The organism is Luteibacter sahnii (assembly GCF_034063545.1).
GTDB lineage: Bacteria > Pseudomonadota > Gammaproteobacteria > Xanthomonadales > Rhodanobacteraceae > Luteibacter > Luteibacter sahnii.
On the sequence record NZ_JAQLOK010000008.1, the window covers coordinates 94,651 to 107,634 of the forward strand.

General features: G+C 68.1%; 12 protein-coding genes. 2 read left to right on the forward strand and 10 right to left on the reverse strand.

The window, feature by feature from the left end; genetic code table 11:
* Window positions 1-40: 40 nt before the first annotated feature.
* The 8 genes from PI246_RS16460 to PI246_RS16495 form a co-directional block, all read right to left on the reverse strand.
* Window positions 41-1,135, reverse strand: a complete 1,095-nt coding sequence (locus tag PI246_RS16460; protein ID WP_320552409.1) for an ATP-grasp domain-containing protein — start codon at window positions 1,133-1,135, stop codon at window positions 41-43.
* Window positions 1,136-1,214: 79 nt separating this feature from the next.
* Window positions 1,215-1,367 carry a hypothetical protein gene (locus tag PI246_RS16465; RefSeq protein ID WP_320552410.1) on the reverse strand — a complete coding sequence of 51 codons (153 nt, stop codon included), beginning with the start codon at window positions 1,365-1,367 and terminating at the stop codon, window positions 1,215-1,217.
* 184 nt (window positions 1,368-1,551) lie between these two features.
* Window positions 1,552-1,998, reverse strand: coding sequence for a sensor histidine kinase (locus PI246_RS16470; RefSeq protein ID WP_320552447.1), 447 nt, complete (start codon window positions 1,996-1,998; stop codon window positions 1,552-1,554).
* 835 nt (window positions 1,999-2,833) lie between these two features.
* Complete coding sequence (locus PI246_RS16475; protein WP_320552411.1) at window positions 2,834-4,222, reverse strand: sigma-54-dependent transcriptional regulator; 1,389 nt, start codon at window positions 4,220-4,222, stop codon at window positions 2,834-2,836.
* 34 nt (window positions 4,223-4,256) lie between these two features.
* Window positions 4,257-6,704, reverse strand: coding sequence for an ADOP family duplicated permease (locus PI246_RS16480; RefSeq protein WP_320552412.1), 2,448 nt, complete (start codon window positions 6,702-6,704; stop codon window positions 4,257-4,259).
* Entirely contained in the window at window positions 6,701-7,450 is a 750-nt protein-coding gene (locus PI246_RS16485; protein ID WP_320552413.1) for an ABC transporter ATP-binding protein, read from the reverse strand. The genes PI246_RS16480 and PI246_RS16485 overlap by 4 nt, the downstream gene beginning before the upstream one ends.
* Window positions 7,451-7,466: 16 nt before the next feature.
* A complete protein-coding gene (locus PI246_RS16490) occupies window positions 7,467-8,729 on the reverse strand; it encodes an efflux RND transporter periplasmic adaptor subunit (protein WP_320552414.1) in 1,263 nt (420 codons plus the stop codon).
* Between the two features lie 105 nt (window positions 8,730-8,834).
* Window positions 8,835-10,325 (reverse strand): MDR family MFS transporter, encoded by a 1,491-nt coding sequence (locus PI246_RS16495; RefSeq protein WP_320552415.1) that lies wholly within the window; start codon window positions 10,323-10,325, stop codon window positions 8,835-8,837.
* Between the two features lie 116 nt (window positions 10,326-10,441).
* Here PI246_RS16495 and PI246_RS16500 point away from each other — a divergent pair, with 116 nt between their 5' ends.
* Window positions 10,442-11,101: a TetR/AcrR family transcriptional regulator gene (locus PI246_RS16500; protein WP_320552416.1), complete on the forward strand. Its 660-nt coding sequence runs from the start codon at window positions 10,442-10,444 to the stop codon at window positions 11,099-11,101.
* Window positions 11,102-11,129: 28 nt separating this feature from the next.
* The gene (locus tag PI246_RS16505) at window positions 11,130-11,804 is read left to right on the forward strand and encodes an HAD hydrolase-like protein (protein ID WP_320552417.1); all 675 of its coding nucleotides are present in this window, start codon (window positions 11,130-11,132) and stop codon (window positions 11,802-11,804) included.
* Between the two features lie 155 nt (window positions 11,805-11,959).
* Here PI246_RS16505 and msrA read toward each other — a convergent pair whose 3' ends face one another.
* Window positions 11,960-12,460 carry a peptide-methionine (S)-S-oxide reductase MsrA gene (gene msrA, locus PI246_RS16510; protein ID WP_320552418.1) on the reverse strand — a complete coding sequence of 167 codons (501 nt, stop codon included), beginning with the start codon at window positions 12,458-12,460 and terminating at the stop codon, window positions 11,960-11,962.
* Complete coding sequence (msrB, locus tag PI246_RS16515; protein ID WP_320552419.1) at window positions 12,457-12,906, reverse strand: peptide-methionine (R)-S-oxide reductase MsrB; 450 nt, start codon at window positions 12,904-12,906, stop codon at window positions 12,457-12,459. The genes msrA and msrB overlap by 4 nt, the downstream gene beginning before the upstream one ends.
* Window positions 12,907-12,984 lie beyond the last annotated feature (78 nt).

Below are 12,984 nucleotides of genomic sequence, written 5' to 3' on the forward strand. Positions count from 1 at the left end.
TTGCCGCGGTCCCCGAGGGCCGCGGCAACCGCCGACAGGCTCATTCGATCGTCAGCAACGGCCGCTCCGGCGGCCGTTCGCTTATCCGCTCGCCGAGCGCCTCGATGGCCTCGGACTGCCGGAACGATGCCATGTCCACGCCCTGCACCGCCTCGAGCGGCGCGTCGGTGCGTCCGGTCAGGAGCATCGCGGTAAGGCAACGCAGGATCGGGTATTCCGGCGCCATCTCTTCGATAAAGAGGAACTGGCCCGCCTGGTTCACCTCGAGGAAGTGATAACCGCCCTCGCGATCGATCACGAGGTCGACCGCACCGAACACGAGATTCAACTCGCGCATCAGGGCGCGCAGTTTCTGTTCCACGTCGCCCGGCAGCGTGAAGGCTTGCGCGAGCAGCTCGCCGCTCTTTGCGTGGCCGCGCCAGTCGACGAAACCGCCGCCTCCGGCGCGCCGGGTCAGTTTGAGCGCGAACATGCGCTCACCCATCACGGTCACGCGTACGTCGGCCGCTTTTTCGATGTATCGCTGGTAGATGCCCGGACAGACGGCGATGGCCTCCGGCGGCAGATCGCTGTGGTCGTCGAGCAGGGTCACGCCGACCGCGTGCATGCGGCCGCTGTCGCTCTCTTCCCAGTGATGCACGAGGAAGCTCTTGAAGACGATGCGTCCCCAGCGACGACGCAGGGCATCCACCTGTTCCGCGTCGGTGGTGACCACGGTGTCGGGAAACGGGATGCCAAGCCGGCGGCAGGCGTCCAGTTGCACCAGCTTGAGCTCGGCGCGCTGGGCGGCGGGTAGCGGGTTGATCCACAACGCATCGCCGACGCTCTGGGCGATACTGAACAGGCCACGCTGGAAGAGCTTCCACTCCCACTCGGCGAACGTGCGATCGGCGTCGGCACAGTGTGGCGCGGGATCGTGCAGGCGGCGGTTCCAGACCGCGCCGATGCGGTCGTCGCCGCGCAGCGAATCCTCCAGCGACAGCGCGTCGTTGGCGATATGGAAGGTGTAGTGCACCCCGGGGCGCGCCTGCAACGAAGGCATCCACAACGGCGTGACGCCCTGCCGTTCGAGTGCCCAGGCCGCGGCACAGGCGTGGGGATCGATATCGGGTGCAAGGATGAGGGGACGTTTCATGGCCTGATCCGCGAGGGACGACGAGGACGGTCCAGGACGACACGCCCCTTCCGGGGCATGTCGTTCCGGTGGCGGACGCTCAGAGGATGAAGTGTTCCGGTTCCGGACGGTCGGTGGTGTCGATGGTGAGGAACAGGCCCTTGTCGTCCTTGTCCTTGGTCACCTCGGTGACGTCCGAAGCGTTGATGCGGGCGAAAGCGCGGGTCGTGATCGATTCGTTGGACGGCTGCATGGCAGAACTCTCCTGAAGTGATTGCACGGTGGGAAACGCACTGGTGGTGCTCGCCAGCGGCATGCCGTGGCGAACCTGTCCGATACTAAGCGTCCCGCGCCACCCCGCCCGGCCCCGTCGCCACCGAGGGGACGATTTGCCGAATCGACGCGTCGATTCGAAAGAACATGCGAACGGTTCCCACTTACTCCGCCCCGTCGACAGGCAGCGTCATCCGGGCGATGGCGCCCCGGGCATCGTCGCGCGGGTGCAGTTCGAGCGTGCCGTGCTGCGCCTCGACGATCTGTCGCGACAACGCCAGGCCGATGCCCGCGCCCTGCGGCTTGGTGGTGAAGAACGGCACGAAGAGATTGCCGCTAGAGGGAATACCGGGCCCAAGATCGCTGACATCGACGACCGCCACGGCGCCTTCCCGTCGCCAGGCCAGGACCACGGCCGCCTCGCCGCCCGCCTCCACCGCATTGCACAGCAGATTGATCAGCACGTGCTCCAGTTGGTCGGCGTCGCCCTGCACGGCCAAGGCGCCGCCGGCGCGAAGCCTCAACCGGGGATCGTCGAACAGGTCGACGACTCGTGCACACAGCGCCCCCACGTCGACACGTGCCAGGCACGGCGGTGGCAGGCGCGCCATACGCGCGTACTGGCCGACGAAACGCTGCAGTGCCGCGCTGCGCTGGCCGATCACGGTCAAGCCGTGGCGAAGGTCGGCGTCCAGGTCGGCATCCAACGACCGTCCCGGTCCGGGAAGCAGGCCCTGCAACGTGTCGACCATCGAGCCGATGGGCCCCATCGAATTGGCGATTTCGTGGCTGAGCACGCGAAGCAGGCGCCGGAAGGCGTGGGCCTCTTCCTCCCGTAACGCCCGCTCCATGGGTTGCAGCACCAGCAGCCGGCCATCCTGGCTCCGGCTGCGCAAACGCGCGTGCCCGACCTGCCATCGCCCCGATGAGCCGGCGAACGCATGGGCGACGATCTCGCCGGACGCGACGTCGAATAACGGAGCAAGTCCCAGCGACAAGGCGTCGGCACCGAGCAATCCGACCGCGGGACGCCCGAGCAGGCGCTCGCCGGCCGGATTGACCAGGCGCAGGCGCCCGTCACGTTCGAAGGCGAACACCGCGCCGTCCAGGGCGGCGAGCGTCTTGCTGAGCAGTTGTACCGACTCCTGCAGGCTGCGCTGTTCGTCCTGAAGCCGTTCGGCGAGTTCGTTGAAGCGTACGGCGATGTCGCCGATGCCCTCGCGATGCCCGGTAACGGTGGCACGCACGCCGTAGTCGCCTTCACGCAACGCCTCCAACAGGCTGGCGACGGTCTGCAGCCGGCTTGGCCGGTGGCTGAGCACATGCGAGGCGGCGAACGTCAGCGCCACCACGAGCACGAACAGGGCCAGCGCTTCGGCGGGCTCGGGTGGCCCGACGCACAACACGCATGCGAGCGCCAGCAGGGCCGGCGACGCGACGAGCAGGTTATGACGCCTCATCGCGTTGCAGTCCGTGTTTTTCCATGCGCCGGTAGAGGCTCTGCCGGGTGATCCCCAGGTGCTCTGCCGCACGCAGCAGGTTGCCATCGTGGCGTTCGATGGCGCCGCGCAACATCATCGCTTCGGCATCGTCGAGGGTCATGTCCTCCACGCCCCGCGTGCGCGCCGATCGGCGCAGGCGCAGGTCGGCCACGCTCACCCGCGATCCGCCCAGCAAGGCGGCCCGCTCCATGGCATGGGCCAGTTCGCGCACGTTGCCCGGCCACGCATACTCGATCAGCGCGCGCTCCACGCTGGCGTCCATGACAGGGGTATCGCGCCGGTAACGCCGGCTCGCCGCGGTCAGGTAATGCCTGGCCAGCGGCACCACGTCGTCGGGACGCTCGCGCAACGGCGGCACGCGCAGGGGAAACACGCTCAGGCGGTACAGGAGGTCCTCGCGGAAGCGCCCGGCATCCACCTCGGCATCCAGATCGGCGTTGGTCGCGGCGACGATGCGGACGTCGACCCGCTGCGTGCGCGATGCGCCCAGACGCTCGAATTCGCCATCCTCCAGTACGCGCAGCAGTTTCGGTTGCTGCTCAAGGGGCAGGTTCCCGATCTCGTCGAGGAACAGCGTGCCGCCATCGGCCGTTTCGAAGCGCCCCGCCCGATCCTGGCGCGCGTCGGTATAGGCACCCCTGACGTGGCCGAACAACTCGGCCTCGAACAACGTGGGCGCCAGCCCGCCGATATCGACCTTGACGAAGGGCCGCTGCCGTCGGGACGAGGCCTGGTGAAGGCGCTTCGCGATCACGCTCTTGCCCGTGCCGTTCTCACCGAGCAGCAGCACGGCGGCGTCGCTGCGGGCGATGCGGTCCACGTCGTTCATCAGGCGACGCATCGCCGCCGACTCGGCCACGAACGTGTCCCCGTCGTCGAGCAGCAGCGACTGCGCCTCACCCAGCCGACGCACGTCGCGCTCACGCCGCTGCAAGGCGATGCGCGCGTTCAGCACGCTCAGCAGTCGCGCGTTCTGCCAAGGCTTCTCGACGAAATCGACCGCGCCTTCGCGCATGGCCCGCACCGCCAGGTCGATGCTCGCCCATGCCGTCATCGCAACGATCGGCACCTCGGGACGCTGCGCGCGCATGGCACGGATGAGCGCCAGGCCCTCCTCGCCGGACGTGGTGTCCTGGGCGTAGTTCATGTCGACCAGTGCTGCCGATGTATCGTCGTCCCGCAGACACGCCAGCGCGTCGGCGGGCGACGCCGCGAGGGTGACGCGGTAGCCGGCATGTTTGAGCAACAGGCGTAGCGCGTCGCGCACGGCCTCCTGGTCGTCGACCACGAGAACGTGAGGAAGGGTGTCGGCCGTCGCTGGCATATCGGACATGGGAAGCGAGTCTAGATCAGTCGGGTAGGCGCGGTCAGTCGGTACGCAGGGCCTGCATGGGTCGCACGCGCGCTGCGCGCCACGCGGGCGGCAGGCTGGCGACGAGGCCGGAGCCGCCAAGAACGAGCAGCACCGCGCCGATCGCCACGGGATCGAGCGGCTGCACGCCAAAGAGGAAGCCCGAAAGCATCCTTGAAAGCACCATGGACACGGCCAGGCCGATCGCCAGTCCCCAGCCGAGTTGCGTCGCCGCCGACCGGACGACCGTCCAGAGCAGACGAGCGCGCGTCGCCCCCAGCGCAGCGCGGACACCGTAATCGTGGCGATGCGCCGCGACGGCCACCGACATCACCGCATACAGGCCCACCGACGCGAGCAGTAACGCCAGCACGGCGAACAGCCCGACCAGCAAGAGGTTGAGACGCTGCACCGCCGTGGTCGACGCGACCACGGTGTCCAGCGTGCTCACGTCGGAAATGGGCTGGTCATGCGCGACCGATTCGACCGCGCCGCCCAGCGTCGCGTCGTCGAGCCCCGTGCCGGGATGCCTGCGCACCGCGAAACTCAGCGGGCCAAAGCCCTGCAGGAACGACCACACCACCGGAGGCACCTGGGCCAGCGGCGTGTAAAGGATCGGCGGTGCCGGTTCCGCGGGCCCTTTCTGGCGTACGTCGCCCACCACCCCGACGACACGCAGGGCCACGTGTAACTGGGGCCCCACGAACAGCGTGACGACGTGACCGATCGGATCGGGCTCCTTCATGTAGGTGCGCGCGAACGACGCGCTGACGACGCAGACCGGATCCGCGCCGGCGACATCGGTGGCCTCGATGCCCCGTCCCGCCAGCAACGGCATGCCCACGGCATCGAAGAAACCGGGGCTTGCGAAGCGGTACTGCACGCCGAACGTCGTGCCGTCCGGCAGCACGATCGGCCAGTTGAGCTGGCTGCCCGTGGGCAGGTTGCTCGCCGCCCCGGCGCTTTCCACGCCCGGCAGGTCGCGCAGGCGGCGCACCACGTCGTCGGTCAGGCGCGCTACGTCGCCGATGGTGACGTAGCGCTTTTTCATCGGCGACAGCGTAAAGGTGCTGACGTTGCGACTGACGAAGCCCATCGGCACCGACTCCAACCGATGCAGCGTGCGCATGAACAGCGCGGCACCGATCAGCAACACCACGGCGACCGCGACCTGCGCCACCACCAGGGCACGCCCCGCGCGCCCGTCCTCGCGGCTGATGCCTCCGCGTCCGCCACCGACCAGTTCGCGCCGCCAGTCGCGACGACGACTGCGTACCACGGCGAGCAGGGTCGCGCCGGCCGCCGCCAGCACGCCCGCGACCAGCGCAAACAGCACGCTGGTGCCCGTCAGCGTGACGCGCTCGCCACGCATCCATTCGGGGGGCACGATGCCACCGATGAGCCGCAGCCCGCCCCATGCCATCGCCAGGCCCGACACGGCACCGAGCAGGCCGACCAAGGCGCCCTCGCCGAACGCCGGCAGGCTGAGGCGTCCCGGCGACGACCCCAGCGCGGCGCGCACCGCGATCGCGTGCGTCCGCGTCAGCGAGCGCAGCATGACCAGGCTCGCAAGGTTGATCACAGCGATCAGGAGCACGCATGCACCCGCGCCCAGGAAGAGCCACACGGTCTTTCCCGTGCTGCTGGCGAATACGCTCGACATCAGCGGCAACGCGTTGGGCGGCTGTTGGCGCAGCGCATCGCGGGCCTGCTTCGCCTCGTTGGCGGGGGTCCCTGCGAGCATCAGGGGCGTGAGTATCGCCGCCGTCTGCGCCGAAACGCCCGCCAACGTCGCACCCGGCTTCATTCGCGCGACGATCAGCTGGTTGGTGTTCATGTCGTCCGATACCGCCGGTAGCTGCATCGAGATCACCAGGTCGATCGGCCAGGGCCACTGGAACGACGCGGGCAGCACGCCGACGATCGGCATGTCGCGCCCCTCGACGTTCAGCGAACGGCCCACCACCGTGGGATCGCCGCCGAAGCGGTCACGCCAGGTGGCCTGCGAGAGCAACACTGCCGGCGGCCCGTTGGGACGTCCCTCGTCCTCGTCGAAATTGCGCCCCAGGGCCATCGACACGCCGAGGGTTTCAAAAAAGCCGCGGTCCGCTTTTATCCCTGCCACCACCATGGGGCGCCCACCGGGGGCGATGTTCACGTTGGCGGGCCCGCCCTCGATAAAGCCCGCGGACTCGATCGCGTCCATGGTCTTGAGCGGCGCGTAATACCCCGGCGCAGCGAGGTTCTGGTCGTCCATCCAGTACGAGCCGAGCGTGACCAGGCGCTCGGCATGGGGAAACGGCAACGGCTTGAGCAAGGCCTGGTCGAGCAGCGAGAACGTGGCCGTGATCGTCGCCACGCCCAGCGCGAGCGTGAACGTGGCCAGGGTTAGGAAAGCCGGCCGGCGCCACAGGCCACGCCACGACTGCCGCAGCTCGGCGAATACGATCGTCGCGGGGATCACGGCGATGCCTCGCCGAGCAACGGCATCGCGGCGCCGTCGTCACCGCGCAGACGCTCGAAGGTGTCCTCGTCGACGATGCGGCCATCGAGCATATGCACCACGCGGTGCGCGCGCCGGGCGAAGGCCGGATCGTGCGTCACCATGCACAACGTCGCGCCGTCGGCGTTGAGCTGCTCAAGCAGTTGCATCACCGCCTCGCCGTTGTGCGAATCGAGATTGCCCGACGGTTCGTCCGCGAGCAGGATGCGAGGCTCGCCCACGAGGGCGCGGGCTACCGCGACACGCTGCTGTTGGCCACCGGATAGTTGCCCTGGGTAATGCCGGTGGCGATGGCTCATGCCCACCTGGTCGAGCACCGTGCGGACGCGCCGCTGCGCCGCGTCGCGCCGGTAATCGGGGCGGAACGTAAGCGGCAGGGCGACGTTCTCTTCCACGGTGAGGTCGGCGATGAGGTTGAAGGCCTGGAAGATGAAGCCGATCTTGGCATTGCGCACGTGGGCCTGCCGGCGCAGGTCGAGCCCGGCCACGTCGGCGCCATCCAGCAGCAACCGCCCGGAACTGGGCGAGTCGAGCAGGCCCAGCACCGACAGGAGCGTGGACTTGCCGCAGCCGGACGGCCCGGTGATCGCCACGAAATCGCCGGCCGCGATGTCGAGCAATACGCCTGACAGGGCGTGCGTTTCGACATCGTCGGTGTGGAATACCTTGCCCAGCCCCTCGAGGCGGATCAATGGCGTGTCGGTCATGCGGTCGCTCTCCCTCTTAGCGTAAGCGTAACGTGTCGTAGCCGTTCCACCGGCTCGTGTCCGAAAGGATCACCCGGTCGCCCGCGCGAAGGCCCTCGCGCACCACCGCCCGGTCGCTCGACATGACGCCGAAACGGACGGGTACGCGGTGCGCCCGGTCGTCGCTGCCACGCAACACGAACAGGGTGCCGGGGCCATCGGGCGTCGCGGCATAGGGACGCCCTACGCTGATCACGTGCGACAGCGTGCCGAGAACGATGCGGCCGTCCACCGAGAGATCCGGCCGTGCGCCACCGGGCAACGGGCCGTCGAACGCGACGTCGACCGTGACGCTGCCGTTGCGCACCGACGGGTCGACGCGCACGAGGCGGCCCCGGGCAAGGCCCCCGTGGGTATCGACCTCCACGGGCAGGTCGAGGGCCACGTCTCGGGCCAGGGTCTCGGGCACCTGCAGGCGGGCGATGAGTTCGTCGGGCCGGGCGACGCGCGCGAGCTTTGCGCCCGTGGCGATCTGCTGCCCGGCTTCGACCTCCACCTGTTGGAGGATGCCGTCGATACCGGCCCGCACGCTCAAGGACTCGACCTGCTGGCGGGCGATGTCGAGCGCGCTGGCTGCTTCATCGCGGCGAGCCTCCTCGGCGCGCAGTTGGGCATCGGCGTTGGCGCGGATGGCCGCGACGCGCTTGTCCTGGATGGCGAGGCGCTTGCGATCCTGCGCCACCGTGATCCGGCTCTGCGCGACGTCGATCTCGGCCGACGCCCCTTTCGCGAAGGCGCGTTCGTTCGCGATCCGCCGGACGTCGGCGACCAGGAGGTCGGCGTTTGCCTGGGCACGGAGGGCATCGGCATCCAGCCGTTGCGAACGAAGCAGCGCCCGCTGCGCGACGACGGCCGCCTCGGCGCCTGCCAGCGCGGCACGTTGCTTCTCGAGGTTGGCCCGCAGTTCGGGGTTCACCAGTTGCAGGATCACCGTGTCCGCCCGCACGCGCGCGCCCGGCTCCACCACAACCTGCTGCACCGTGGCCGCCGCGCCAGCGGTGATCCAGCGGATCTGCTTTGGCACAAGCGTGCCCGTGGCGCGGATCTCGCGTTGCATCTGGCCCCACTGCGCCGTACCGATCCAGACGTCGTTGCGGTCGACATGGGGCGCGGCCTGGCCGATCGCCAAGGTCGCGGCGAGCGTGACGAGCAGCGCGGCAGATGCACCCGCGAGCCAGAGCGTGCGGGGACGGCGAAATAGCGGAACGGCGGGGCGAGCGATGTCCATGCGATGTGACATAGCAGGAGCCGTGCCAAGGCGCTGGGCCGCGATGCCGCGTACGTATCGCCCGGCAAACCGTACGACGACGGACAGCGATCGTCCGTATTCGTACGGCCCACCCTGCTAACCGGGGCGGCGGTGCTGCCTCAGCGGCACGTCGCGCATGCCCCAGGCCAGGACGAACGCGACGGCGATGACGCCCGCCGCCACGTGATAGACCGTATGCAACGACGCACCGAACGCGTGGGTGTACGCGGCATGCGCGGCCGGCGGGAGCTTCGCCAGCGCCTCCGGCCCCATGCCACGGCGCCCCTGCACCGCCTGCTCGCCCAGGCGCGATGCGAGGCCGTCGCTGAAGATCGCGCCGAAGATCGACACGCCCAGCGATCCGCCGATGGAGCGGAACAGCGTGACACCGGACGTGGCCACGCCGAGCAGACGCATGTCCACGCTGTTCTGCGTGGCCAGCACGAGCACCTGCATCACCATGCCCAGGCCGAGGCCAAGCAACGCGGCATAGGCGTAGAGGAACGCCAGCGGCGTGTCGTCGTGCAGGGTGCCGAGGAGGATCAATGCCACGGCCGCCAGGAAGGTGCCGATGATCGGAAAAAAGCGGTAGCGGCCGATGCGGCTGATCACGCGACCGCTGACGATCGAACTCACCATCACGCCGCCCATCAAAGGCAACAGTTGCAGACCGGCACCGGTGGGCGAGACGCCCTTGACCACCTGCAGGTAAAGCGGCAGGAAGGTGGTGGAGCCGAACAGCGCCGCGCCGACGAAAAAGCCGATGAGGCAACTCAGCAGGAAGGTGCGATGACGGAACAGGGCCAGGGGAATGATCGGCTCCTCGGCCACGCTTTCTTCGTAGGCGAAGCCGACGACGCCCACCACCGCGAAGGCCAGGACGAACCACAGCTGCGGCGACGACCAGGGCAGCACCGTGCCGCCTTCGGTAGTGAACAGGATCAGGCAGCTCAACGCGAGCGTGAGCCAGCCGGCGCCCCAGTAGTCGATGCGGTGCCTTACGTGGCTCACGTGCGGATGGAAGGCCGTGGCGATCACCATCAGCGACAGCACGCCCAACGGCAGGTTGACGTAGAAGATCCATCGCCAGGAGAGATGGTCGACCATGAAACCGCCCATCAGCGGGCCGATCACCGTCGCCAGGCCGTAGACGCCGACGAACAGGCCCTGGTAACGGCCGCGTTCGGCCGGTGGAATGACGTCACCGATCGCCGCCATGGTCACCACCAGCAGTCCGCCGCCACCCAGCCCCTGCAGGGCGCGCATGAGGATGAGCTGGGTCATGTCCTGGGCCACGCCGCACAGCACCGAACCGACGAGGAAGATGCCGATGGCGGTCTGCAGCACGACCTTGCGGCCATAGAGGTCGCCGAACTTGCCGTACAGGGGCACGACCACGGTCGATGTCAGCAGGTAGGACGTGACCACCCAGGAGAGCTGGTCGAACCCACCCATCTCGCCGACGATGGTTGGCAACGCCGTCGACACGATCGTCTGGTCGAGGGCCGCCAGCAGCATCGCGAGCATCAGGGCGGGAAACAGGAGGCGCAACGACGGCGTCGCGGTCGCGGGCGTTGAAGAAGACACGGCGGCTCGCTAAAATTAATTAAGTGATGATTTAATATATGCGTCAACGTCGGCCATCGTCAATGGGCCGTCGCCCGTGCTATGCATGACCGGTTGTGTCTTCCCCTGGAGAACCCGTGGTCGATTCCATCCCACGTCGCGGCCGGCGCCCCGGCCGACCGCCTTCACGGCCCGACGGTCCCGACCAGCGCCAGCGCCTGATCGAGATCGCCCTGGGCTTGTTCGCGTACAAGGGCTTCGCCGAGACCACGCTCGCGTCCATCGCCCGCGAGGCCGGCATGACACCAGCCGCCGTGCACTACTATTTCAAGACCCGCGAGCAGTTGTTCGATGCGGTCTACGATGAGCACATCTTGCCCATGCGCCAGCGCATCGGCGGCATCTTCGAATCGCACGCGGACGACCCGGTCGATGCCTTCACCGAACTGGCCGAGCGCTTCGTCGAGCTGGCCGGCGAACATCGCTGGGTGGGACCGGTGATCTTCGGCGAGATGATCAGCGACAGCCACGTCTTCAAGGAGCACATCCGCCGTCGCTTCGGGGACGAGGAACGCCCTATCCGCCTGATCGAGACCATCCGCCGCTGGCAGTCCCAGGGCAAACTCAACCCCCACCTCGACCCCGCGCTGCTGATGGGCACCGTGCTCAGCCTCACCGTGCTGCCGATGACGGCGTCACGGCGATGGCATGGCGATCCCGTGCGTGGGCACGTCACGCCCGCGGACATCGCACGGCACGCCGTCGCCCTCCTCAGGCAAGGCCTGCAACCCGGCTAGAATCGGGCGCCCTGCCCCGGAGCCCTCCATGTCTTCTTTCTCCCTGGTCATCTTCGACCTCGACGGCACGCTCGTGGACAGCGCGGCCGACATCGCCGACGCCGTGAACCGCACGCTCCGTGACTGGAAGCTGCCCACCTATGATGTGCCCACCATCACCGGCTGGGTGGGCGAAGGCTCACGCAAGCTCATCACCTACGCGTTCCAACACGCGGGCAGCGATGCCGATATCGACGACGTGATGCCGGGCTTCCTCGGGCACTACGCCGAGACGGCCCTGGACGGCATCGCGTACGAGGGCGTGGTCGATACGCTGGAGGCGTTGCACGAGCGCGGGATCAAACTCGCCGTGTGCACCAACAAGAACGAGGAATTCGTGCGCCCGCTGCTCGAGGCCCGCGGCATGATGCGTTACATCGACGGCATCGTCGGCGGCAACACCCTGCCCGAGCGCAAGCCCAGCGGCGTGCCGCTCAAGCATCTGGCCACCGTGGCCGGCGTATCGCTCGACCGCGTGGTGATGGTGGGCGATTCGGAAAGCGACGTGCTGGCGGCCCACGATGCCGGCGTGCCCGTGGTGATGGTGAGTTACGGCTACCACAAGTCACTCGATCTCCACGGCGTCGGCGCGCTGGCCGTGATCGACCGCATGCCCGCGTTGCTGGATGTGCCGGGACTGCGGGGCGACCGTCGTTCGGCGTAGAGGGGACCCGATCGCCGGTGCGACGCCCCCAACCGTCGTCCCGGCGCAGGCCGGGACCCGCCGCGATGCCATGGGTTAGCGCGAGCGCGTTACATCGGAACGTTGCTCGCCATGACGTATCGGCGAGGTCGTAAGACGATCAACCTCGCGCTTGGTCAAACCGGACGGCGAGGCAGCACCCAGTCCGGCCGGATGAAGTGGCAGGTGTAGCCGTTGGGGTAGCGTTCGAGGTAGTCCTGGTGCTCAGGCTCGGCTTCCCAGAACGGACCGGCCGGCGCGACCTCGGTGACCACCTTGGCAGGCCACAGTCCGGAGGCGTTGACGTCGGCGATGGTGTTTTCCGCTTCGGTTTTCTGAGCCTCGTCGAGGTAGAAGATGGCTGACCGATAGCTCATGCCGACATCGTTGCCCTGGCGGTTGAGCGTGGTCGGATCGTGAATCTGGAAGAAGAACTCAAGCATCTTGCGATAACTGGTCTTTGCCGGATCGAATTCGATCTCGATGGCTTCCGCATGGGTGCCGTGGTGACGGTAGGTGGCGTTGGGCACGTCGCCGCCCGTGTAGCCCACCCGGGTGGCGATCACCCCGGGCTGCTTGCGGATGAGGTCCTGCATGCCCCAGAAACAACCGCCGGCCAGAATCGCCTTCTCGCTCATGCCTCACCCCCGAACAGCTTGACGTAGTCGCCGTAGCCTTCCTTGTCCAGATCGGCCACGGGAATGAAACGCAGCGACGCCGAGTTGATGCAGTAACGCAGGCCACCCCGATCGCGCGGACCGTCGGGAAAGACGTGCCCCAGGTGGCTGTCGCCATGCGCGGAACGGACCTCGGTGCGGATCATGCCGTGGCTGCCGTCGTGCAGTTCCTTCACGTGGGCGCTCTCCACCGGACGGGTGAAACTGGGCCAGCCGCAGCCGCTGTCGAACTTGTCGAGCGAGGTGAACAGCGGCTCGCCGGAGACGACGTCGACGTAGAGCCCGGCATCCTTCGCATCGTGGAACGCGTTGTGGAACGGACGCTCGGTGCCGTTTTGCTGGGTCACGCGGAACTGTTCGGGCGTGAGCTTCGCGAGGGCGTCGGGGGTCTTGCCGTAGGTGGCCATCAGGCGCTCCGGTAGGGACGGGAAACTCCCCCGATAATGCGGCCGGGAATGCCAGATGCAATGGGCGGCCGGCATGGC